The 22,347-nt window shown below is 67.4% G+C and carries 18 protein-coding genes; 13 read left to right on the top strand and 5 right to left on the bottom strand.

Features of this window, described 5'->3' with window-relative positions; genetic code table 11:
• Positions 1-65 precede the first annotated feature (65 nt).
• The 13 genes from CYJ10_RS25180 (at position 66) to CYJ10_RS25120 (ending at position 15,273) form a co-directional block, all read left to right on the top strand.
• Positions 66-803 carry a FadR/GntR family transcriptional regulator gene (locus CYJ10_RS25180; RefSeq protein WP_101684176.1) on the top strand — a complete coding sequence of 246 codons (738 nt, stop codon included), beginning with the start codon at positions 66-68 and terminating at the stop codon, positions 801-803.
• The gene (locus CYJ10_RS25175) at positions 800-1,774 is read left to right on the top strand and encodes an L-idonate 5-dehydrogenase (protein WP_445347045.1); all 975 of its coding nucleotides are present in this window, start codon (positions 800-802) and stop codon (positions 1,772-1,774) included. Before CYJ10_RS25180 ends, CYJ10_RS25175 begins: the two co-directional genes overlap by 4 nt.
• Before the next feature lie 72 nt (positions 1,775-1,846).
• The gene (locus CYJ10_RS25170) at positions 1,847-2,842 is read left to right on the top strand and encodes a sialic acid TRAP transporter substrate-binding protein SiaP (RefSeq protein WP_101684268.1); all 996 of its coding nucleotides are present in this window, start codon (positions 1,847-1,849) and stop codon (positions 2,840-2,842) included.
• A gap of 171 nt (positions 2,843-3,013) precedes the next feature.
• Positions 3,014-3,637, top strand: coding sequence for a TRAP transporter small permease (locus tag CYJ10_RS25165; protein WP_101684174.1), 624 nt, complete (start codon positions 3,014-3,016; stop codon positions 3,635-3,637).
• Positions 3,638-3,648: 11 nt separating this feature from the next.
• The gene (locus tag CYJ10_RS25160; RefSeq protein WP_101684173.1) at positions 3,649-5,052 is read left to right on the top strand and encodes a TRAP transporter large permease; all 1,404 of its coding nucleotides are present in this window, start codon (positions 3,649-3,651) and stop codon (positions 5,050-5,052) included.
• Positions 5,049-6,152 (top strand): mandelate racemase/muconate lactonizing enzyme family protein, encoded by a 1,104-nt coding sequence (locus CYJ10_RS25155; RefSeq protein ID WP_101684172.1) that lies wholly within the window; start codon positions 5,049-5,051, stop codon positions 6,150-6,152. Before CYJ10_RS25160 ends, CYJ10_RS25155 begins: the two co-directional genes overlap by 4 nt.
• 55 nt (positions 6,153-6,207) lie before the next feature.
• Positions 6,208-6,963 carry an SDR family oxidoreductase gene (locus CYJ10_RS25150; RefSeq protein ID WP_101684171.1) on the top strand — a complete coding sequence of 252 codons (756 nt, stop codon included), beginning with the start codon at positions 6,208-6,210 and terminating at the stop codon, positions 6,961-6,963.
• Positions 6,964-6,981: 18 nt separating this feature from the next.
• Entirely contained in the window at positions 6,982-8,520 is a 1,539-nt protein-coding gene (locus CYJ10_RS25145; protein ID WP_101684170.1) for a UxaA family hydrolase, read from the top strand.
• Positions 8,521-8,547: 27 nt separating this feature from the next.
• Complete coding sequence (gene manD / locus CYJ10_RS25140) at positions 8,548-9,759, top strand: D-mannonate dehydratase ManD (protein ID WP_101684169.1); 1,212 nt, start codon at positions 8,548-8,550, stop codon at positions 9,757-9,759.
• A 59-nt stretch (positions 9,760-9,818) separates the two neighbouring features.
• Positions 9,819-11,354, top strand: coding sequence for a mannitol dehydrogenase family protein (locus tag CYJ10_RS25135; protein ID WP_101684168.1), 1,536 nt, complete (start codon positions 9,819-9,821; stop codon positions 11,352-11,354).
• 147 nt (positions 11,355-11,501) lie between these two features.
• Positions 11,502-12,806, top strand: coding sequence for an MFS transporter (locus tag CYJ10_RS25130; RefSeq protein WP_101684167.1), 1,305 nt, complete (start codon positions 11,502-11,504; stop codon positions 12,804-12,806).
• Positions 12,807-12,830: 24 nt separating this feature from the next.
• Entirely contained in the window at positions 12,831-14,057 is a 1,227-nt protein-coding gene (locus tag CYJ10_RS25125) for a metal-dependent hydrolase family protein (protein ID WP_101684166.1), read from the top strand.
• Between the two features lie 313 nt (positions 14,058-14,370).
• Positions 14,371-15,273 carry a LysR substrate-binding domain-containing protein gene (locus tag CYJ10_RS25120; protein ID WP_101684165.1) on the top strand — a complete coding sequence of 301 codons (903 nt, stop codon included), beginning with the start codon at positions 14,371-14,373 and terminating at the stop codon, positions 15,271-15,273.
• A 34-nt stretch (positions 15,274-15,307) separates the two neighbouring features.
• Here the strand turns inward: CYJ10_RS25120 and CYJ10_RS25115 are convergent, their stop codons facing one another.
• The 5 genes from CYJ10_RS25115 to CYJ10_RS25095 form a co-directional block, all read right to left on the bottom strand.
• Positions 15,308-16,585, bottom strand: coding sequence for a c-type cytochrome (locus tag CYJ10_RS25115; RefSeq protein ID WP_101684164.1), 1,278 nt, complete (start codon positions 16,583-16,585; stop codon positions 15,308-15,310).
• On the bottom strand, positions 16,585-17,139 hold the full coding sequence (locus CYJ10_RS25110) for a (2Fe-2S)-binding protein (protein WP_101684163.1): 555 nt from the start codon (positions 17,137-17,139) through the stop codon (positions 16,585-16,587). The genes CYJ10_RS25115 and CYJ10_RS25110 overlap by 1 nt, the downstream gene beginning before the upstream one ends.
• The gene (locus tag CYJ10_RS25105; RefSeq protein ID WP_101684162.1) at positions 17,136-19,961 is read right to left on the bottom strand and encodes a xanthine dehydrogenase family protein molybdopterin-binding subunit; all 2,826 of its coding nucleotides are present in this window, start codon (positions 19,959-19,961) and stop codon (positions 17,136-17,138) included. Before CYJ10_RS25105 ends, CYJ10_RS25110 begins: the two co-directional genes overlap by 4 nt.
• 320 nt (positions 19,962-20,281) lie before the next feature.
• Entirely contained in the window at positions 20,282-21,382 is a 1,101-nt protein-coding gene (locus tag CYJ10_RS25100) for a M14 family metallopeptidase (RefSeq protein ID WP_257993521.1), read from the bottom strand.
• 176 nt (positions 21,383-21,558) lie between these two features.
• Positions 21,559-22,305 carry a hypothetical protein gene (locus CYJ10_RS25095; RefSeq protein WP_101684160.1) on the bottom strand — a complete coding sequence of 249 codons (747 nt, stop codon included), beginning with the start codon at positions 22,303-22,305 and terminating at the stop codon, positions 21,559-21,561.
• Between the last annotated feature and the right edge of the window lie 42 nt (positions 22,306-22,347).

The raw sequence follows: 22,347 nt of genomic DNA, 5'->3' as shown, positions 1-22,347 counted from the left end.
TGCAAAGTCTCCTAGAAATTGGTCAGACCGCTTGACCATTTGTCCGCTGCCTGCCCGGGATACCCATGCCGCTTCAGCAGATCGAACCGCGTCGCCTGTACCGCCAGATTGCCGACCAATTGCGCCGGTTGATCGAAAGCGGTGAATTTCCCGTTGGCGCGCGGCTGCCGCCCGAGCGCGACCTGGCCGTGCAGCTGGGCGTGTCGCGCCCGTCGGTGCGCGAGGCACTGATTGCGCTGGAGGTGGAAGGCCTGGTCGAAGTGCGCATGGGGTCGGGCATCTATGCCTGCGCCGCCGATGCCACGCCACCGGCCACCACCGCCGGCGGCATCGTGGCCGCCACGCCGCTGGACGTGATTCGCGCCCGCCAGGTCATCGAAGGCGAAATGGCCGCCGGCGCGGCGCGCCATTGCACGCCGGCATTGCTGGAAGCGCTGGCCGAATCGATCGCCCTGATGGAAGAAGAAGCCGGCGGCGGCAATATTCCCGTGCGCGGCGACCGCATGTTTCACCTGCGCATTGCCGAGGTCTCGGAAAACGCCGTGCTGTTGCGCCTGGTGGCCGAGCTGTTCGACGAGCGCCACAACCCGTTGTTCGCGCAGTTTGGCAACCACTTCGAGAACGCCGAAAGCTGGACCGCCGCCATTGCCGAGCACCGGGCCGTGGTGAAGGCCATCGATTCAGGCTCGCCCGACGCGGCACGGGCAGCCATGTGCGATCACCTGGAACTGTCGCACAACCGCTTCTACGCGGCGTGGCCGGGCCATGGCAAAGACGTGAAAGTCCACAGCGAGGAGTCATGATGTCCCTGACCTGCCATATCCACGCCAGCGAAGACCTGCGCTTTACCGAGGTGGAACCCGCCACGCCGGGTGCACACGACGTGCTGGTGCGCCTGGGCGCGGCCGGCATCTGCGGATCGGACCTGCACTATTACTTCCACGGCAAGGTCGGCGCGTTCGTCATCAAGGAGCCGCTGACGCCGGGGCATGAAGCGTCCGGCATCGTCGAGGCGGTGGGCAGCGCCGTCACGCGCGTGGCGCCCGGCATGAAGGTGGCGATCAATCCGTCGCATGCGTGCGGCCAGTGCGACTACTGCCGCGCCGGCCGCGACAACCTGTGCCGCAACATGCGCTTTCTGGGCAGCGCCAGCGTGTTCCCGCACGTGCAGGGCATGTTCCGGCAGCACTTCCTGATGCACGAAAGGCAGCTGACGCCCGTCGATGCCGACATCTCGCTGGGCGAACTGGCCTTTGCCGAACCGTTGTCGGTGGCGCTGCACGGTGTGAACCGGGCCGGCGAACTGCTCGGCAAGACCGTGCTGGTCACCGGCGGCGGCACCATCGGCAGCCTGACCGTGATGGCCGCGCGGCTGGCCGGCGCGGCGCGGATCATCGTGTGCGACATCGCGCAGCGGCCGCTGGAAGTGGCCGCCACCGTGGGCGCCGACCACACCATCCTGACCACGCAGGTGCCCGCCGCCGAGCTGCAGGACATCGCCGACGTCAGCCTGGAAGCCGCCGGCAGCGCCGCCGCGCTGGGCACGTGCCTGACGGCCACGCGCCGGGGCGGCCGCATCGTGCAGGTCGGCACCCTGCCGGCCGAAGGGCTGCACTTTCCGGCCAACAGCGACTGGGCGGTGCAGTACCTGACCACCCGGCGGCTCGACGTGCGGCCGCTGCTGTCCGCGCAGTTGCCGCTGGCGCAGGCCGTGCAGGCCTTCCAGCTGGCGGCCGACAAATCCCGCAGTACCAAGGTGCAGTTGACCGGGTGAGGTTTTGCCCTCGCATGCCGACTGGTCACCCAATAAGACCGGCGGATCTTTCACCGAAAAAGGAGACCCATGATGCTTCGTCGCCGGCAGTTCTCGTCCATGCTCGGTGCGGCCCTGCTGCTTGCCGCCACCCTCGCCACCCCCGCCCTGGCCCAGCAGGCCGCCCCGATCAAGCTCAAGTGGGCCCACGTCTACGAGACCTCGGAGCCGTTCCACAAGTGGTCGGTCTGGGCCGCCGACGAGATCAGGAAGCGCAGCAACGGCAAGTACCAGATCGACGTGTTCCCGGCGTCGCAACTGGGCAAGGAGAACGATATCAACCAGGGCCTGGCGATGGGCACGGTGGACATCATCATCTCGGGCTCCAGCTTCGCGGCCAAGTCGTTCCCGCGCATCGGCGTGACGTACTACCCGTACATCTTCCGCAATCCCGACCACCTGCTGGCCTACACGAAGAGCGACATCTACAAGGAACTGACGGCCGGCTACGAGCAGAAGACCGGCAACCATATCGTGGCCACCACGTACTACGGCACGCGCCAGTCCACGTCGAACAAGCCGTTCTCGCACTGCACCGAGATGAAGGGCCTCAAGATGCGCGTGCCCGACGTGCCCGCGTACCTGGCCATGCCGCGCGCCTGCGGCGTGAACACGTCGCCGATTGCGTTCGCCGAGGTCTACCTGGCGCTGCAGAACGGCACCGTGGAAGCCCAGGAAAACCCGCTGACCACCATCGAGGCGAAGAAGTTCTTCGAGGTGCAGAAGTACATCGTGCTGACCGGCCATATCGTCGATCACCTGAACACGATCGTCTCGGGCGCGCTCTGGAAGAAGCTGTCCGAGCCTGAACGCAAGATGTTCCTGGAAGTGACGCAGGAAGCCGCCACCAAGGCCACGGCCGACGTGGTGGCGCGCGAGAAGGAACTCGTGGCCGTGTTCAAGCAGAAGGGCATCACGGTGACGGAAGTCAGCATCCCCGAGTATCGCGACGCCGTGCTCAAGAACGTCAGCATCGAGTCGCAGGGCTATCGCAAGGCGGACTGGGAAAAGATCCAGGCGGTGAAGTAAGCCCGGCCCGTCAATCCCGCTCCCCTCTCCCGTCACACGGGAGAGGGGTTGGGGGAGCGGGCAAGGCCGCTCAAATTGCGACCTGTCTCATCAGAAACGCCTGCCCCTCCCCCGCCCTTCTCCCGCCAGCGGGAGAGGAGAGAAACCCCACCATAAGAACGGAGACATCCAATGGAATTGCGCTCCCAGACCGTGCCCCCGCAGGACCCGGAAGCCCCGCCGCCCGAAGGCGCGCCGCACATGACTTCCGTCGAGGAAATCGTCCACACCTTCGAGGCCGCCGATGCGCAGCCGGTGGATCTTTCCGGCTACGCCGCCGAGGATTGGTTCACCATGGGCCTGTTCTGGGTCATGACGCTGCTGGTCTTCATGCAGTTCTTCACGCGCTACGTGATGAACGATTCGCTGGCCTGGACCGAGGAACTGGCCACCTACTGCCTGATCGGCGTGGTCTTCATCGGCGCGTCGATGTGCGTGCGCAAGAGCCGCCATATCCAGGTAGACCTGCTGTACCGCTATCTGCCGCATGGCCCGGCGCGCGTGCTGTCCACGCTGGTCGACGTGCTGCGCACCGCCTTCCTGGGCTACGCCGCATGGCTGGTCTGGAAGTACATCGGCATCGTGGGCGACGAGCCGATGACCACCATCGAATGGAACAAGAACTACGTGTACTGGGCGGCGCTGCTCGGCTTTGTGCTGATGTCGGGGCGCTCGGTCCAGGTGACCTGGCAAAACTGGCGTAACGGCTATTCGATTCTGGAACGCCCAGAAGCCTTTGAATCGTTTGACGACTAAGGAGCCCCGGCATGTGGATCCTGATTGCTTCGTTCCTGCTGCTGATGCTGGTGGGCATGCCGGTGGCCGTGTCGATGGCGCTGGCGTCGCTGTTCTATATCTGGGCCAGCGGCACCGTGCCCGACGTGATCCTGGCCCAGCGCATGATTGCCGGCGTGGAGAGCTTTCCGCTGCTGGCCGTGCCGTTCTTCATCCTGGCCGGCAACCTGATGAACGTGGCCGGCATCACCGGCCGCATCTACAACTTCGCGGTGGCGCTGGTGGGCTGGATGCGCGGCGGCCTGGGCCACGTCAACATCATCGGCTCGGTGATCTTCTCGGGCATGAGCGGCACGGCCATTGCCGACGCAGCGGGGCTGGGCACCATCGAGATCAAGGCGATGAAGGACCATGGCTACGAAACCGAGTTTGCCGTGGGCGTGACGGCGGCATCGGCCACGCTGGGCCCCATCATCCCGCCGTCGCTGCCGTTCGTGATCTACGGCATGATGGCCAACGTGTCGATTGGCTCGCTGTTCCTGGCCGGCATCGTGCCCGGACTGGTGCTGACGCTGTTCATGATGGCCACCGTGGCGTGGATCGCGCACCGGCGCGGCTGGGGCGGCGACACGGCGTTCTCGTGGAAACTGCTCGGCTCGGCCACGGTGGAGATCATCGTGGTGCTGGCCTTCCCGATGGCCATCTGGCTGGCCGTGTCGGCGGGCATGTCGACCAACATGGCGGCGATGATCGCCCTGGTGGCGCTGCTGGCGCTGGACTGGTACTTCGACTTCTCGGCGGTGATGGCGCTGATGGCGCCCGTGATCCTGATCGGCGGCATGACGCTGGGCTGGTTTACACCCACCGAGGCCGCCGTGGCCGCCGTGATCTGGGCCCTGTTCCTGGGCCTGGTGCGCTACCGCTCGATGACCATGCGGGCGCTGGCAAAAGCCACGCTCGACACGGTGGAAACCACCGCCTCGGTGCTGTTCATCGTCACCGCCGCCTCGATCTTCGCCTGGCTGCTGACCACCAGCCAGGCCGCGCAGGCGCTGACCGACGCCATCCTGGGCTTCACGCACAACAAGTGGGTGTTCCTGCTGCTGGCCAACGTGCTGATCCTGATCGTCGGCTGCTTCATCGACACCACGGCGGCCATCACGATCCTGGTGCCGATCCTGCTGCCCATCGTGCTCAAGCTCGGCATCGACCCGATCCACTTCGGCCTGATCATGACGCTGAACCTGATGATCGGCCTGCTGCATCCGCCGCTGGGCATGGTGCTGTTCGTGCTGGCGCGCGTGGCCAGGCTGTCGGTGGAGCGCACCACGGTGGCCATCCTGCCGTGGCTGATCCCGCTGTTCCTGACGCTGATTGCCATCACCTACGTGCCCGAGATCACGCTGTGGCTGCCCAACCTGGTAGGCAGCAAATGACCCGGATCACGCACGTTGAACTGCTGCAGGTCGATCTGCCTCCCCCCGTTGCACGCTCCGATGCGATCCAGTCGTTTGCTACCCAGGAAACGCCGATGGTGCGCATTCGCTGCGACGACGGCGGCGAGGGCACGGGCTACAGCTATACGATCGGCACAGGCGGGTCGTCGGTCATGGCGCTGCTGCGCGACCACCTGGCGCCGCAACTGATCGGCCGCGACCCGGCCCGCATCGAACAGATCTGGCACGACCTGCTCTTCAGCACCCATGCCACGTCGGTGGGCGCCACCACCAGCCTGGCGCTGGCGGCCATCGACACGGCCCTGTGGGACTGGCGCTGCCGCCGCGACGGCCAGCCGCTGTGGCTGGCCGCCGGCGGCGCGCAGCAGAGCGTGCCGATGTACTCCACCGAAGGCGGCTGGCTGCACCTGTCGCGTACCGAACTGGTCCAGGCCACGCTGGCAGCGAAGCAGGCCGGCTTCCACGGGGCCAAGATCAAGGTCGGCAAGCTGCACCTGGCCGACGACATCGACCGGCTCTACGCCGTGCGCGAAGCGGTGGGCAACCATTTCGCGCTGATGGTCGACGCCAACCAGTGCTTCACGTCGGCCGAGGCCATCCGGCGCGCGTCCCACTACGAAGGCCTGGGCCTGTCGTGGTTCGAGGAACCGCTGCCCGCCGACGACCTGTCCGGCCACGTCCGGCTGGCCGCCGCCACCCACCTGCCGATTGCGGTGGGCGAATCGCTCTATTCCGCCGGCCAGTTTGCCGACTACCTGCGCCAGGGCGCCTGTTCCATCGTGCAGGCCGATGTGGCGCGCGTGGGCGGCATCACGCCGTGGCTCAAGGTGGCGCACCTGGCCGAAGCCTGCAACGTGCCGATCTGCCCCCATTTCCTGATGGAGCTGCATGTGTCGCTCTGTGCGGCGGTACCCAATGCCCCGTGGGTCGAATACATCCCGCAGCTCGATGCCATCACGCACAGCCGCGTGGCGTTTGCCGATGGCCACGCCGTGCCGTCCGCCTTGCCCGGGCTTGGCATCGACTGGGACTGGGCCGCGATCGACCGCCGCGCCACGGCACGTGCCACCGTCTCCTGACAAGACGCACCCGACTGACTACACAAACCCCGCTTGAACCGATAAGGAGCCATCCATGTCGCAACGACTCGCCGGCAAGATCGCGCTGGTAACGGCCGCCGGACAGGGCATTGGCCGGGCCACGGCCGAAGCGTTCCTGCGCGAAGGCGCCCAGGTCATCGCCGCCGACATCAACCCCGAAACGCTGGCGGGGCTGTCTGCCCTGCCCGGCTGCCGGACGCTGCGGCTCGACGTGACCGATGGCGCGGCTGTCGACGCCGCGGCGCGCGAGATCGGCCGCATCCACGTGCTGTTCAACGGGGCCGGCTTCGTGCACCACGGCACCATCCTGGATTGCGACGACGCCGCCTTCGATTTCTCGATCAACCTGAACGTCCGCGCCATGTATCGGATGATGCGCGCGTTCCTGCCGGCCATGCTCGACGCGGGCAGCGGCTCGATCATCAACATGGCCTCGGTGGCCGGCAGCATCAAGGGGGCGCCGAACCGCTTTGTCTACGGCGCCTCCAAGGCGGCCGTGATCGGCATGACCAAGGCCGTGGCCGCCGACTACATCACGCGCGGCATCCGCTGCAATGCGATCTGCCCCGGTACCGTGGAATCGCCATCGCTGCGCCAGCGCATCGGCAACCAGGCCACCGCCAGCGGCCGCTCGCTGGCCCAGGTGGAAGCCGATTTCATCGCCCGCCAGCCGATGGGCCGCATCGGCACCGCCGCCGAGATCGCCGCGCTGGCCGTGTATCTGGCGTCGGACGAATCGGCCTTCACCACCGGCACCGCCCAGGTCATCGACGGCGGCTGGTCCAACTGACCCACTGGAGGCGCACGCATGTCCGCACCGGCTGTCATCCGGATCCATCCCGCCGACGATATCGTCATCGCGTGCCGCCAGCTGCTGCCCGGCACGGTGCTGCACCAGGAAGGCGTCACCGTGGCCAGCCTGGTGCCGCCGGGCCACAAGGTGGCCGTGCGCGCCATTGCCGAAGGCGCGCCCGTGCGGCGCTACAACCAGATCATCGGCTTCGCGCGCCAGGCCATCGCGCCCGGCCAGCATGTGCATACCCACAACCTGGCCATGGGCGATTTCGCGCGCGACTACGCGGCCGGCAGCGACGCCCATGACACCGCGATGGCCACCGCCCCGGCCACGTTCGACGGCATCGTGCGCGCCGATGGCCGCATCGCCACGCGCAACTACATCGGCATCCTGACCTCGGTGAACTGTTCGGCCACCGTGGCGCGGGCCATTGCCGACCACTTCCGGCGCGAGATCCACCCCGAGGCGCTGGCGCCCTATCCCAATGTGGATGGCGTGGTGGCGCTGACGCACGGCGCGGGCTGCGCCACCGACAGCGACGGCGAGAACCTGCGCGTGCTGCGCCGCACACTGGCCGGCTACGCCAGGCATCCGAACTTTGCGGCGGTGCTGGTGGTGGGCCTGGGCTGCGAGACCAACCAGATCGATGGACTGCTGGCCGAGCCGGGCCTGTCGGCGCTGGCCGACGGGCCGCGCTTTCACAGCTTCAATATTCAGGACACCGGCGGCACGGCCAGGACCGTGGCGCGCGGCGTGGGCGTGGTGCAGGCGCTGCTGGAAGACGCCAACCGCGTCAGGCGCCAGCCGGTGCCGGCCAGCCACCTGATGGTGGGGCTGCAGTGCGGCGGGTCCGACGGCTATTCGGGCATCACGGCCAATCCGGCGCTGGGCGCGGCGGTGGACCTGCTCGTGGCGCAGGGCGGCACGGCGATCCTGTCGGAAACGCCCGAGATCTACGGCGCCGAGCACCTGCTGACGCGCCGGGCCGTCTCGCCGGCGGTGGCCGACCGCCTGATCGCCCGCATCCGCTGGTGGGAGGCCTACACCGCGCGCAATGCCGGCAGCATGGACAACAACCCGTCCGCCGGCAACAAGGCCGGAGGGCTGACCACCATCCTGGAAAAATCGTTGGGCGCCGTGGCCAAGAGCGGCACCACCAACCTGGTGGATGTCTACGAATTCGCCGAATCCGTGCGCGCGCACGGCCTGGTCTTCATGGACACCCCCGGCTACGACCCCGTATCGGCCACGGGCCAGGTGGCGGGCGGCGCCAACCTGATCTGCTTCACCACGGGCCGGGGGTCGGCCTATGGCTGCGCGCCGTCGCCGTCGCTGAAGCTGTCCACCAATAACGCGCTGTGGCAGCGCCAGTCGGAGGACATCGACATCAACTGCGGCGACATCCTGGACGGCGAATCGACCATCGCCGACAAGGGCGCGGCCATCTTCCGGCTGATGCTGGAAACGGCCTCGGGCCGCCGCACCCGCAGCGAGCAGCATGGCTACGGCCAGAACGAATTCGTGCCCTGGGCGCTTGGCGCCGTGATGTAACCCACCACCGCACTGCCGGAGACCTGCATGAAGATCACCAACGCACGCGTTATCGTCTGCTGCCCGGGACGCAACTTCGTCACGCTCAAGATCGAAACCGACGAAGGGCTGACCGGAATCGGCGACGCCACACTCAACGGCCGCGAGCTGGCCGTGGTCAGCTATCTGGAAGACCACGTCGTCCCGTGCCTGATCGGCCGCGACGCGCACCAGATCGAGGACATCTGGCAGTACCTGTACCGTGGCGCCTACTGGCGGCGCGGCCCGGTGACGATGAGTGCGATTGCCGCCGTGGACACGGCGCTGTGGGACATCAAGGCCAAGGCGGCCAACCTGCCGCTGTACCAGCTGCTGGGCGGCAAGAGCCGCACCGGGGTGATGGTCTACGGGCACGCCAACGGCAGCGACATCGGCCACACCGTGGAAGAGGTGCTGCGCTACAAGGAAATGGGCTACAAGGCGATTCGCGCGCAGTCCGGCGTGCCGGGGCTGAACAAGGTCTACGGCGTGTCGCGCGACCGGCTGTTCTACGAGCCGGCCGACGCCAACCTGCCCTCGGAACACGACTGGAGCACCGAGCGCTATCTGGACCACACCCCGAAGCTGTTCGACAAGGTGCGCGAGGCGGTCGGCCCCGACATCCACCTGCTGCACGACGTGCATCACCGGCTGACGCCCATCGAGGCTGGCCGGCTGGGCAAGTCGCTGGAGCCGTTCCGGCTGTTCTGGATGGAAGACGCCACGCCCGCCGAAGACCAGCGCGCCTTCCGCCTGATCCGGCAGCACACGGTCACGCCGCTGGCCGTGGGCGAGATCTTCAACAGCATCTGGGACTGCAAGGCCCTGCTGGAGGAACAGCTGATCGACTATATTCGAGCCACGGTGGTGCATGCCGGCGGCATCACCCATTTGCGCCGTATTGCCGACTTCGCGGCGCTGCATCAGGTGCGCACGGGCTGCCATGGCGCCACGGACCTGTCCCCGGCCTGCATGGGAGCGGCGCTGCATTTCGATATCTGGGTGCCGAACTTCGGCATCCAGGAATACATGCGCCACACCGAGGAGACCGACGCCGTATTCCCGCATGCGTACACGTTTCAGGACGGCATGATGTACCCGGGCGATGCACCGGGCCACGGCGTGGACATCGACGAGGCACTGGCCGCGAAGTACCCGTACCAGCGCGCCTACCTGCCGGTGAACCGGCTGGCGCACGATGGCACGCTGTGGCACTGGTAGCGTGACCGCCGACGATCGACCGTTGCACGTTGACCCGAACGCCTGACAAGGAGACCACGATGAGCGATATCGAACAGTTGCCGCGTCTGCATCCTGCCCGGCTCGGCGCGCTGCCGCCCGACGTGCGGCGTCCCGGCTATGCGCGCGACGACCTGCGCGCCGGCATCGTCCACCTGGGGATTGGCGCCTTCCATCGCGGCCACCAGGCGGAGATCACCGAAGCCGCCATCGAGGCCATGGGCGGCGACGGCCTGCACTGGGGCATCATCGGCGTGTCGCTGCGCAGGCCCGACACGCGCGACGCGCTCAAGCCGCAGGAAGGCCTGTACACGCTGGCCTTGCGCAGCGCCACCGCCGAAACGCTGCAGGTCATCGGTGCCGTGCTGGGCGTGCTGGTGGCCGAGGAAGACCCGGAGATCGTGCTCGACCGCATTGCCCACCGCGACACGCACATCGTCAGCCTGACCGTCACCGAGAAAGGCTATTGCCACGACCCCGCCACGGGCGAACTGAACCGCGCCGACCGCGACATCATCGAGGACCTGTCCGCCGTGTCGCACCCCGTGACCGCCATCGGCTACCTGGCGCTGGGCCTGCAGCGGCGCATGCAGCGTGGCCTGGGGCCGGTCACGCTGCTGTCGTGCGACAACCTGGCCAGCAACGGCGATACCCTGCGCCGCGTGCTGCTGGCGTTCTGCGCCGAGATCGATCCGGCGCTGCATGACTGGGTGGCGGCGCGCTGCACCTTCCCCAACACGATGGTCGACCGCATCGTGCCCAAGACCACCATCGACGACGTGGCGCACGTGTCGTCGGCGCTGGGCCTGTACGACGCGTGGCCCGTGGTGGGCGAGCCATTCTTCCAGTGGGTGATCGAGGACCGCTTCGCGGCGGGCCGCCCCCAATGGGAAGCCGGCGGCGCGCAGTTCGTGGCCGACGCCCGGCCGTTCGAGGTACTCAAGCACCGGCTGGTCAATGGCAGCCAGTCGATGATGGCGTACATGGGCGTGCTGGCCGGCTGGGCCACCACCGACCGCGTGATCGCCCAGCCCGCCGTGCACACGTTCATCTCGGACGCCATGGCACGCGAAACACAGCCCACGCTGCCGCCGTTGCCGGGGCTCGACGTGGACGCCTATCGCGCCAGCCTGCTGCCGCGCTTTACCAATCCGGCGCTGGGGCATCGCACGCGCCAGATCGCCATGGATGGATCGCAGAAGATTCCGCAGCGGCTGCTGGCGCCGATCCGCGACCGCATCGCCGCCGGCCAGCCGTTTGCGCGCCTGGCGCTGGGCGTGGCCGCGTGGCTGCACTTCCTGCGCGGCTACGACGAAGCCGGCAATGCCTTCCCGATCGAAGACCCGCTGGCGCAGCCGATGGCCGCCGTGATGGCCGACGCCGCCCGCCAGACCGAAAAACTGTTCGATGCCCGCACACGCGAGCAGGCGCGCGTGCGGACCATCGCCGGCTTTACCCCCGTGTTTGGCGACCTGGCGCAGTCGGCCGTCTTTGTCGATACGGTGGCCGCGCAGCTGGAATTGCTGTGCGCGCATGGCGTGACGGGTGCGCTGACGCGCGTCAACGGCGCCGCCTAGCCCGACGCCAGCGCAGGCCACGCATGCGCTGGCGTCATGCCTGCATGCGCAGATATCGTTTCTCCGCTCACCGCGACGCCCCTACCATCGGCCAGAGCCTGTCATAAAAGGGCTTCCCAGCGTTCTGCCAAACAGGGAGAGAGAGACATGCAAGCCAGCGCCCCCGCCTTTGCGGAGACCGCGCCCCAGATCGGGGCCAGTCAACGCCGCCGCGCCATCATCGCCACGGTGATCGGCAACGGCCTCGAATGGTTCGACTTCACGGTGTACAGCTTCTTCGCCGTGATCATCGCCAAACTGTTCTTCCCCACCGGAAACGACCTGTCGTCGCTGCTGCTGGCCGTGGCCACGTTCGGCGTGGGCTTCTTCATGCGGCCCGTGGGCGGCATCATCCTGGGCGTCTACGCCGACCGCGTGGGCCGCAAGGCGGCGCTGTCGCTGACCATCCTGCTGATGGCCGCCGGCACCACGCTGATCGGCATCGCGCCCACCTACGACCAGATCGGCGTGTTTGCCCCGATGCTGATCGTCATCGCGCGCCTGATGCAGGGTTTCTCCGCCGGCGGCGAGATGGGCGGCGCCACCGCCTTCCTGACCGAGTACGCACCCGAGCGCCAGCGAGCCTACTATTCGAGCTGGATCCAGGCCAGCATCGGCGTGGCCGTGCTGCTGGGTGCCGCCGTGGGCACCTTCGTCACCGCCACGCTGAGCCCCGAGGCCCTCAACAGCTGGGGCTGGCGCCTGCCGTTCCTGATCGGCATGATCATCGGCCCGGTCGGCTTCTATATCCGTCACAACCTTGAAGAGACCCCCACCTTCCAGGCCACCACCGACAAGACCGACTCGCCGTTGACCGAGGTGCTGCGCGACTACCCGCGCCAGACCGCCGCCAGCTTCTCGATGGTGATCCTCTGGACGGTGTGCACCTACGTGCTGCTGTTCTACATGCCGACCTACGCCGTCAAGGTGCTTAAGGTGCCGCAGTCCACCGGCTTCGTCGCCGGCATGGCCGGCGGCATGGCGATCATGGTGTTCGCGCCCATCGTCGGCATGATGGCCGACCGCGTGGGCCGCCGCGGCCTGCTGTCGGGCGCCGCCGCGCTGATCTTCGTGCTGGCCTGGCCGATGTTCGCCTACATCAACCACGCGCCGGGCCTGGGTTCGCTGCTGGTGTTCCAGGTCGTGTTCGGCGTGCTGATTGCCGCCTACACGGGCCCGATCCTGGCCGCGTTTGCCGAAATGTTCCCGGCCAAGGTGCTGTCCACCGGACTGTCGGTGGCCTACAACCTGGCCGTGACGATCTTCGGCGGCTTTGCCTCGTTCTTCATCACGTGGCTGATCGCCAGCACGGGCAGCACCATGGCCCCGGCCATCTACGTGATGATCGCGGCGGCCATCAGCTTCTGCGGCACGCGCCTGGTGCGCGAACCCGCCTACCTGCAATCGAAGTAATCAGAAGTCAATACGCAAGCCAAGATGACCCAGATTCTGCTTCAGGGCGGCAACGTCCTCGACCCCGTTCGCGGCGCCCTGCTGCCGCGCCATGATGTACTGATCGACGGCGAGCGCATTGTCGACGTCAGCGCCACGCCGATCCACGCGCCCCAGGCCCGCGTCATCGACGTGACCGGCAAGACCGTGATGCCGGGCCTGATCGACCTGCACGTGCACGTGCTGGCGTCGCTGGCCAACCTGGGCCTGAACGCGGTGCAGCCCAACGTGCTGGTGGCGTTCCGCGCCATGCCGATCATGCGCGGCATGCTGGAACGCGGCTTCACCACGGTGCGCGATGCCGGCGGCGCCGACTGGGGCCTGTCGCAGGCCGTGGCCACGGGCCTGATCCCCGGCCCGCGCATCTTCCCGTCGGGCAAGGCGCTGTCGCAGACCGGCGGACACGGCGACTTCCGGCCGCGCTCGGACACGCTGGAGCCGTGCTCCTGCGCCTTCCGGGCCGGTGCCATCGCCCGCGTGGCCGACGGCGTGGACGCCGTGCGCCTGGCCGTGCGCGAGGAAATCCAGAAAGGCGCCACGCAGATCAAGATCATGGCGTCGGGCGGCGTGGCATCGCCCACCGACCCCATCGGCAACACCCAGTACAGCGAGGACGAGATCCGCGCCATCGTGGCCGAGGCCGAGGCCGCGCAAACCTACGTGATGGCCCACGCCTACACGGGCCGGGCAATCACCCGCGCCATCCGCTGCGGCGTGCGCACCATCGAGCACGGCAACCTCGTGGATGCGGCGGCCGCCCGCGTGATGCGCGAGCACGGCGCCTTCGTGGTGCCGACGCTGATCACCTACGACGCCCTGGCCCGCGACGGCGCGCGCCTGGGCCTGCCGGCCGACTCCGTGGCCAAGATCGAGACGGTGCGCCAGGCCGGCCGCGATTCGCTGGCCATCTACGCCGAAGCCGGCGTGCCGATGGGTTTCGGGTCCGACCTGCTGGGCGAGATGCACCAGTACCAGTCCGAGGAATTCCGCATCCGCGCCGAACTGCTGGGCAACGCCGAAGCGGTGCGCTCGGCCACGTCGATCGCGGCCGAAATCCTGCAGCGCGACGGCGAACTGGGCGTGGTCAAGCCCGGCGCGATCGCCGACGTGCTGGTGGTCGATGGCGACCCGCTGCAGGACATCGAGGTACTGGCCGGCCCGGCGTCGCGCATCGAACTGGTGATGCAGGCAGGCAAGATCCACAACGCGTAAGGCGGCGCTTCATCTGCCCACGCTTTGCGCCCCTCCCGCATAGATGAACGTGGGAGGCAGCATCAGCCCCCGGCGGTTTTCTCCCCTCTCCCGCCTGCGGGAGAGGGGCCGGGGGAGAGGGCCACGCGGTTCAAATCGAGACCCACGCATCTTGAGACACCCGCCCTCTCCCCAGCCCCTCTCCCATGATTGAGAGAGGGGCGACCACCACCGACGTGGCTACCACCACGGGGATGCTCCCGTTTCCACCTCCCCTCTGGCACAAGGCTTGCGACTATCATTGGCATCGTCACCTGCCCAATGACAAGCCCCCATGCGCATCACCCCCCTGCCCCCTTTGCCCTGTCTGGTCGCGTTCGAGTCCGCAATGCGACACGGCAGTTTCACCAAGGCCGCGGCCGAACTCCATCTCACGCAAAGTGCCATCAGCCGTCAGGTGGCCCAACTGGAACGATTCCTGGGCAAGAAGCTGTTCGTGCGCGAGCCGCGCGCGCTGCGGCTGACCGTCAGCGGCCAGCAGTACGCCGAACAGGTGCAGCGGCTACTGGTGCGCTGCGCCGAAGCCACCGAGGACGTGATGAAGCGCAAGGGCCAGGTCGAGCTGACCGTGGCGTGCTCGTCCGGCGTGGCCGTGCTCTGGCTCACGCCCCGCCTGGCGGCGTTCCGGGCGCGGCATCCGGACTTCCACGTGCGGCTGGTGGTCAACGACAGCCTGGCGTCGCTGTCGGGCACCGACTTCGATGTCGGGCTGTATTACCTGCGTGAAGGCGCGCCCAGCGGCATTTCTGCCCAGCGGCTCTATGACGAGGAAGTCTTTCCGGTCTGCGCGCCGTCATACCTGGGCGGCCGGACGCTGAAGGTATCGGATCTGCCGAGGGAATCGCTGCTGGTGCTGGAGGATGCCCAGCGTATCTGGATGTCGTGGCCGGCCTGGTTCGCGCGCAACGGCCTGCGCGAAACGCGCTTCGAGCGCGAGCTGGTGGCCAACACCTATCCGGTGCTGGTGCAGATGGCCATCGAAGGCCAGGGCATCGTGCTGGCGTGGCGCCATATGATCGACCGATGCCTGGCGGCTGGCCTGCTGGTGCGCGCCTGCGACGCCAGTGCGTCGCTGGGCGGCGGGTACTACGTGGTCTGGCCGCGCGACCGCGCCGAACCGGCGGCGGCGCGCGCCTTCCGTCAATGGCTGATCGAGGAAAGCGACGCCGACGCGTGAGCCTGGACGCCGAGGCGGCCCGGCTGGCTACCCGTCAATGCCCGTGCGCCGGATCGCTGGCACGCAGCGCCTTGACCTTGTCGGCGGTGACGTCGGCGGGCTGCCCGCCGTAGGTGGCACGCAGGTAGTTGGTCAGCGCGGCCAGATCCGCATCACCGAGTCGCGTGGCAAACCCCGGCATCGCCTGCATGCTCTCCAGCCCCGGAAAGTCCTGCCGCTCGATGCCGTCGAGCATCGACACGATCAGGTTGCGCGGGTCCGCGTTACGCACCGACGAATTGCCGAGCATCGCCACCGCCACATGCGGCTTGCCCTCGCCTTCGCGGCCATGGCAGCCGGCGCAGACCGCCAGGTAGTGCTGGCGGCCCGCGGCCATTACCTGCGCATCGGCATTGACGGGCTTGAGCGGCACCGGCGCCAGCGGCTTGTCACCAAGCAGGTAGGTGGTCATGGCGGCCACGTCGGCTGGCTTCAGGTACTGGCTGCTGAGATGGACGACCGGGTACATCTCACCGAACGCCGAGCCTTGCGGGGCGATACCCGTGCGGAAGAACGTCTGCAGGTCGGCATCGGTCCAGCCGCGCGCAGCCAGCCCTTGCGGCGAGATATCGGGGGCGCCGATACGCGCCAGCGCCTCGCCCTTGAGCGGCCGCGCGCCGTCCATCTGCCCGAGCTTGCCCCTTGGCGTATGGCATTCGGCGCAGTGGCCGAGCGCATTGCTCAGGTAGCGGCCGCGAATCCACGCCGGCGACTCGCCCTGCGACGCATCGGGCAGCTTGTCGTCGAGGAACAGCCAGTTCCAGCCGATCATCGCCAGCCGGATGTTGTACGGGAAGCTGAGGTCGTGCGGCCGGTTGGGCACGGCGGCCGGCTTCACCTGCTGCATCAGGTACGCGTACATGGCATCGGTATCGGCGCGCGACAGGCCGCGATACGACGTGTACGGCATGGACGGATACAGGTGCTTGTCCGGCGACACGCCATCGTGCAGCGCCTTGTAGAAGTCATCGGCACTCCACTTGCCGATGCCGTGGTCCTTGTCCGACGTGATGTTGGTGCCGTAGAACGTGCCGAACGGCGAGGCCAGTTCGTAGCCCCCGGCAAACGGCGCGCCATTGGGCGCCGTGTGGCACGCCGCGCAATCGGCCGCCCGCACCAGGTAGCGGCCGCGCTCGATCTGTTCGGCGGCGGACAATTTCGTCGTCGGCGCCTGGTCGGCGGCCGGCGGAATATCGGGCGTGCCCCTGCCGCAGCCGGCCAGCGCCAGCGTGGCCGATGCCGCCAGCGCGGCAACCCATCGTGGATGCACCATCACGCCGCCTTTCCCTTCACGACGCAGCCGGGCGTGTTCATCACCACGTCCTTGACCGCCTCGTAGTAGCGCACGTAGCCCGTGCATCGGCAGATATGCCCGTCCAGCGCCTGGGTGATGGCTGCCTCGACCTTGGCTTCGGCCACCGGCTTGCGCTTCAGGCTTTCCACCAGCACCGTGGCGCCATTGACGAAGCCCGGCGTGCAGTAGCCGCACTGGAAGCTGAAGTGGTCCAGGTAGGCCTGCTGAACGGGGGTGACCTCTACCACCTCGCCCTGCGCATTGCGCTTGCCGTGGGCTTCCACGGTGCGCACCTTTTTCCCCTGGAAGAAGTGCGCGCCCGTGATGCAGGTGCGGATCGTCTCGCTGGTGCCGTCCGGGTGGTCCAGGATGGCCACGCAGGCGTGACAGACGCCCTGGCCGCAGCCCAGCCGCGAGCCGGTCAGGTTCATGTACTCGTGAAGGAAGTCGATCATCATCAGGCCGACCGGCACGTCGAGCGGACCGACATCCTTGCCGTTGAGATGCAGAGACAACGGTTGCGTGGCGATCATGCCAGTACCTCCTGAATCTTTGCGGGTGTCACCGGCAGATCGGTGAATCGATGGCCAATCGCATGCGCGATGCCGTTGACGATGGCGCCCACCACCGGAATCATCACCACCTCGGCAATGCCCTTGGGCGGATCGGTCTCGCTGACCGGCGGCAGCACCGTGCCGGTCTGGGTCCACACGGCCACGTCGCTGGCGCGCGGCAGGTGATAGCGGTTGAAATTCCACGTGCCGTTGCCGGGTCCGTCCTCGTAGAGCGGCAGGTATTCGTGCAGCGCGTGACCGATGCCCATGGCCAGCCCGCCCTGCAACTGGCCAGACACCAGGTCTGGCGAAATCTGCGTGCCGCACTCCATGATCGAGTGGTGCGTCAGGATGCCGACCTTGCCGCTGGCCTCGTGCACGGACAGTTCCACCAGCGTGCCGACCGCGCTGTAGTACGTCACCGCCGCGTTGTTGCGTTGCACCGGCGCGATGTAAACCTTGCGGCGATCCAGCACGTCGTAGCCGTTGGTCGTCCCTTTCCCTTCCGGCTTGCCACCACCCAGCCGCACCGACAGCCCGTCCACGGGCAGCCGCACGGCCTGGCCGTTGACAACGAAATCGGCCTCGGTCCACTGCCAGCGGTTGAACACGTGCACCGTGGCGCCCGTCACCAGGCCCAGTTCGTGGGCCTTCTTGACGATCTGCGCGAACGGCAGCGCCTGCAGGCCGCCGGCGCTGAGCTTGCCGTCCACCCAGCGCGCATCTTCCACGCGCACCACCAGCGACGTGGCCTGACCGCCGCCAATGCCCTGGCTCCAGATCGCCATCGCTGCCGGCCACAGGCCGTGCAGGAACACCACGCGCGCCGCTTCGCGCGTGCTGTGCGTGAAGTAGTACGCCGAATTCGTGGCGCTGGCCGGCGACGCATAGCCGGGCGACCAGCGCGGGTTCTGCGACAGCCTGTCCTGCTCGGCCTGGCTCATCAGGTACGGGTCGCCGCTGGTCACCACGGGCAGGTCAGGCCAGTCCGTGACCGACGTATTGACCTGCGTGGCGGCATGCCCCAGCCAGCGCGACACGGCCACGGCCTGCGACGTCGACATGCCCGTGCCGATTTCCGCCCCCGAGTGGTGAAGCGAAACCTTGCCGTCCGCATCGATTTCCACGCGGGCGAACGAGGTTTCGGCGCCCGTGCCGAAATCCTTCTGCACGCAGGCAAAGCCCACGCCATAGCGATGGCCCGGGTTGGCGGCCTCGTACGCGGCCTTCTTCGCGGCGCGGCCCGTCCACAGCGGATGCTTGCGCGCGGCTTCCAGCACCTCGTCCACGCGGATGGCACCGGCCGGGATTGCGCCCTGGGTGTTCTTCATGCCCGAGCGCAGCGCGTTCTTCAGGCGGAAGTCGATCGGGTCGAGCTTGAGCTGCTCGGCAAACTCGTCGACCATCATTTCGGTGGCGGCCATGCTCTGCAGCGTGCCGTAGCCGCGTGCCGAGCCGGCGTCGATGGCCCGCGAGGCAATGGCCACCGCCGTCAGGTCGTTCTTCGGGAAGTAGTAGATCGACTGCGCCGCCGTGGCACCCACCATCGCCACGGACGGCGAGAAATTCATGCGGCCGCCGCCATTGCATTCCAGGTCGCCCTGGAACGACTGAAACAGGCCCGTTTCGCGGTCCACGCCGACGCGATAACGCATCGTGAACGCATGGCGCTTGATCGAGGTCTGGAACTGCTCGTACCGGTCATTGGCCAGCCGCACCGGCTTGCCGCCTGCGTAGAGCGCCGTGACCAGGCCGTAGAACGGAAAGTTGTAATGGTCCTTTGACCCGTAGCCCACCGTGTAAGTGGGATGAAGGATCACTTTTGCGACCGGGAAGGCCGCCTTGCAGCGCGCCAGCAGCTCTGCCGCCGATTCGCCGACTTCGGACGGCGACTGGGTCGGCACGACCAGATGCAGCGTCTGGCTGTCGCGGTCGTACCAGCAGTTGGCGTTGTCGGCCTCCAGCGCGGCGGTGTCGATGGACTGGGTGTGGTACTCGCGGTCGAGCACCAGCCAGTTGGCCGGCGGCCTGGCCAGTTCGTCGCGGATCTTGCCGGCGTGGGCCATGCCCTGCTCGCCCAGCTGGCCGTGGTCGTTGCCATCGGGCCAGACCGGCAGGTGCTTGCGCATGCCGCTCGGAAAGACCGGCGCGTTCTTGAGGCTGGAAAACACATCGTCGTCGAACGGCGTGGCGCCGCCCATGCGCACGAAGCGGAACGTGCCCCACGGATCGCGTTCGAGCGCACCGGTCTGCGCGCCGTAGCGCACGATGCCGTCCTGGAACTTGAGCTTGTCCTTGGCAAAACGGAAGCGCGCGAAATCGTGATAGATCAGGATGGCCACCGCGTGACCCAGGTAGGCCGGGGTCTTGCCGACGGGCAGCAGCATGTCGTCGCCATAGAACTTCGGAAAGCTCACGCCGTCACGTTCCAGCTCGGCGGCGGTCACGACCACGTCGGGTTTCAGGTCGTCGCCAAGCCGGCTCAGGTCGATGCCGTCGAAGGCGCGGTCGGCCTGGGTGGCTCGCACGATGAACGCGTGCGATTGCTGGGCAGGCCAGTGCGGCATGTCCTTGGCGCGAATGTCGCGCGCAAAGACCTTCTGGCCGGTGACCTTGGCGATGCCGTCGATGCGGAATCGCGGCGCGCCGGTGGCGGGATCGGTTTGCACCGGCGTCAGGTGCGTGTCCTCGAACAACGCGGCCAGCGCCGCCTTGTCCGCAAGCGGCACGATGCAAACCGATACCCCGGCCACGACGCTCGTCTTCAGGAACGTACGGCGCGATGGGTTAAAGCTGGGCATGGGAATTTCTCAGGACGGACGAACGCTGCCAGCCGGCCAGTCTGGCCGGACCACGGCGTGGACCACACGGAAACTGCCCGCCCGCTGCGGCCGGGGGCGGATGAGGATGTGGGGCTGGGCAACGATGCCTTTTGTTTTTGCTGTACTGTCTGGGCGCGCGACCGCCACCACGTGACAACCGTGGAACGACAGCGCGCACCGCGTGCGATTGTCAGGCGACAGCGGCGGTGGCTTCAACAGGGTAACGGCAATAGTGGGTATCAGCGCCAGCGAATGGGCGCTGAAAGGTGGGTGAAAGATGCGACGGCTACAGGCCGGAGCTACACGGCAGTGGCCAGGGCCTTGCGCACAGCATCGGTCACCTGGGCAACCACGCCCTCGCGCCAGTCGTCGGTATCGCCATAGAACGCGTTCCATACCGTTTGCTTGATGAGGGCGCGCTGGTTTTCGTCGGCTTCCGGATGCACGTGCAGCCAGTGATCGCCGCGCAACGCGTCCAGCACTTCGGCCAGTGGCAGCGTGCCAAATTCGAGCGCGATGCCGGCGTAATTGATCGAAGGCAGGGTCTGGGGCACCGCCTGCCAGGCCAGGCCCGTCAGGTTGGCCGAGGTCGACGACCCGTCGTAGATCGATGTGACGCTTCGGCCCCAGATTGCGCGCGTCCTGGCCAGGGGTTCCGCCGCGTCGGGCCCCATGTAGATCGGTTCGCCATAGCCCCACGGCCCCAGGCCGGTGTGCACATCGATCCAGCGCAGCACCGTGCGGCCCGCCCCAAACCGGGCCAGGACGCGCCGCAACGTGTAGTTACTCCACGTGGACTTCTGACCACCAAAGAACATGCCGGCGGCGTCCTGGTACTGGCCTGCGCTGACCGCCGTCTGGTACCAGGCCATCCCCTTCTGGGCAACGGTCTTCATCAACGCCGTGTGCTCGTCGCAGGACGGCGGCCATTGCGCCGGCAGCAGCAGCGGCGCCACTTCGGCATAGGCCGGATTCAGCGGCAGCGGCCGGTCGAAATCCATGAAATTGCGATTCAGGTCGACGTTGTCCTCGTTGACGCGGCGCAGGTGCGAGAACCCGTAGGGATTCACCGCGTGCACCAGCATCAACGCCCAGCCAGCCTGGCGGCAATCGGCGTGCAGCCCGGTATCCCGCAGCATGGCCACCTGGGCCCCAGATCCGCAGAAGCCCTCGGCGCCATGCGTGCCAGACGTCACCATCAGCACGTGCGTGGCATCGGATGCCCCGAGCCATGCGACATCCATGGCCAGTGTCTCGCCGTCACGGCCGATTTGGGTTGGATGGGGGAATTCGGTCAGCGTGGCGCCACTACCGTGGGCGGCATCAAGAAACTTCTGGCGGGCTTCGGCGTAGCTGCGCGCAAAATGGCGCGCGACGGGCGACATCGGGGTGGCAGGCATGGGGGCAGATGGCCTGGGCCGGGTGAAGGTACGCCCAATGTAACGCCAATCGGCCGTCTGATACCAGCGTCCTGCGGGCGGAGCCAGAATGAGGCTCAGAACGGGGCTCAGACCCGGGCTCAGGACGAGGCTCGGTCCAGCCCCGGAACGAGGCTCAGATCGGCCTCAGAATGGCCTCAGAACAGTTCGCCCGGGCCGCCGGGTTCGCCTTCCTTCGGCCACGCCGAGCGGAACGCGTGCGGATGCATGACGATGCCGGCCGCCTCGATCTGCGCGGCGGACAGCACCAGATGTCTGGCCAGCCAGTCATGCAGGCTACGCAGAAAACGTATGCGATCCTGGCGATTGGCACTGGCGGTCAGCCATTCCAGCTTGGTGTGGGCGGTGTAGACATCCAGCAGGTTCAGCGCCTTGAGCTTTGGCGGCGTTGCGGCGCTACGCTCGATCGCCAGCACGCGCTGCACCTGGGCATGCGACAGCGGCCGCCCGGCAACGATCTGCTGGTACAGGTCTTCCAGCGCGGGAAATCGGACGGTAGGCTGCACGCGCGGCACGCCGGCCACCTTTTCCATGCGTAGCACCACATATCGCGTGGCGAAGTTGCGACGCTGCAGTTCCAGTTCGGCCGCCGTGGGCTTGCGGCGCGGCACGTCGGCAAACGCCGCATCCACGCGCTTGACGGCATCGCGCTCGGTGTAGTCGGGCACCTGATCGAGCATGCCGGGCACCGCCAGCGCGGCGCGCGCGCATTCCAGGCCAAACGGGTATTCATGGCCATCGGGACCACGCAGGATCCAGCCATGGCCCTCCGGAAAGCCATGGTGCCGGCCACCCAGGGCGCTACGCGCGTGGCAACGGGTGGCGGACGGATCGACAAAATCCTTGCGAACGGGAATCCAGCTCCCGGGCAGGGTTGGGGTCATGAGGCAGTGCAGGTGGGGAAATCGGCTGCCATTGTCCCACTT

This window comes from Cupriavidus pauculus, assembly GCF_002858765.1.
GTDB lineage: Bacteria > Pseudomonadota > Gammaproteobacteria > Burkholderiales > Burkholderiaceae > Cupriavidus > Cupriavidus pauculus_B.
Note: the sequence above shows the minus strand (reverse complement) of the source record. Positions and strands in the feature narration are given on the sequence as shown.

Excerpts from the sequence above, each read along its gene's own strand:
- manD (WP_101684169.1), top strand. The coding sequence starts at position 8,548 with ATGAAGATCACCAACGCACGCGTTATCGTCTGCTGCCCGGGACGCAAC.
- CYJ10_RS25130 (WP_101684167.1), top strand. The coding sequence starts at position 11,502 with ATGCAAGCCAGCGCCCCCGCCTTTGCGGAGACCGCGCCCCAGATCGGG.
- CYJ10_RS25170 (WP_101684268.1), top strand. The coding sequence starts at position 1,847 with ATGCTTCGTCGCCGGCAGTTCTCGTCCATGCTCGGTGCGGCCCTGCTG.
- CYJ10_RS25110 (WP_101684163.1), bottom strand. The coding sequence starts at position 17,139 with ATGATCGCCACGCAACCGTTGTCTCTGCATCTCAACGGCAAGGATGTC.
- CYJ10_RS25180 (WP_101684176.1), top strand. The coding sequence starts at position 66 with ATGCCGCTTCAGCAGATCGAACCGCGTCGCCTGTACCGCCAGATTGCC.
- CYJ10_RS25100 (WP_257993521.1), bottom strand. The coding sequence starts at position 21,382 with ATGCCTGCCACCCCGATGTCGCCCGTCGCGCGCCATTTTGCGCGCAGC.
- CYJ10_RS25105 (WP_101684162.1), bottom strand. The coding sequence starts at position 19,961 with ATGCCCAGCTTTAACCCATCGCGCCGTACGTTCCTGAAGACGAGCGTC.
- CYJ10_RS25155 (WP_101684172.1), top strand. The coding sequence starts at position 5,049 with ATGACCCGGATCACGCACGTTGAACTGCTGCAGGTCGATCTGCCTCCC.
- CYJ10_RS25120 (WP_101684165.1), top strand. The coding sequence starts at position 14,371 with ATGCGCATCACCCCCCTGCCCCCTTTGCCCTGTCTGGTCGCGTTCGAG.
- CYJ10_RS25145 (WP_101684170.1), top strand. The coding sequence starts at position 6,982 with ATGTCCGCACCGGCTGTCATCCGGATCCATCCCGCCGACGATATCGTC.
- CYJ10_RS25150 (WP_101684171.1), top strand. The coding sequence starts at position 6,208 with ATGTCGCAACGACTCGCCGGCAAGATCGCGCTGGTAACGGCCGCCGGA.
- CYJ10_RS25125 (WP_101684166.1), top strand. The coding sequence starts at position 12,831 with ATGACCCAGATTCTGCTTCAGGGCGGCAACGTCCTCGACCCCGTTCGC.
- CYJ10_RS25135 (WP_101684168.1), top strand. The coding sequence starts at position 9,819 with ATGAGCGATATCGAACAGTTGCCGCGTCTGCATCCTGCCCGGCTCGGC.
- CYJ10_RS25175 (WP_445347045.1), top strand. The coding sequence starts at position 800 with ATGATGTCCCTGACCTGCCATATCCACGCCAGCGAAGACCTGCGCTTT.
- CYJ10_RS25165 (WP_101684174.1), top strand. The coding sequence starts at position 3,014 with ATGGAATTGCGCTCCCAGACCGTGCCCCCGCAGGACCCGGAAGCCCCG.
- CYJ10_RS25095 (WP_101684160.1), bottom strand. The coding sequence starts at position 22,305 with ATGACCCCAACCCTGCCCGGGAGCTGGATTCCCGTTCGCAAGGATTTT.
- CYJ10_RS25115 (WP_101684164.1), bottom strand. The coding sequence starts at position 16,585 with ATGGTGCATCCACGATGGGTTGCCGCGCTGGCGGCATCGGCCACGCTG.
- CYJ10_RS25160 (WP_101684173.1), top strand. The coding sequence starts at position 3,649 with ATGTGGATCCTGATTGCTTCGTTCCTGCTGCTGATGCTGGTGGGCATG.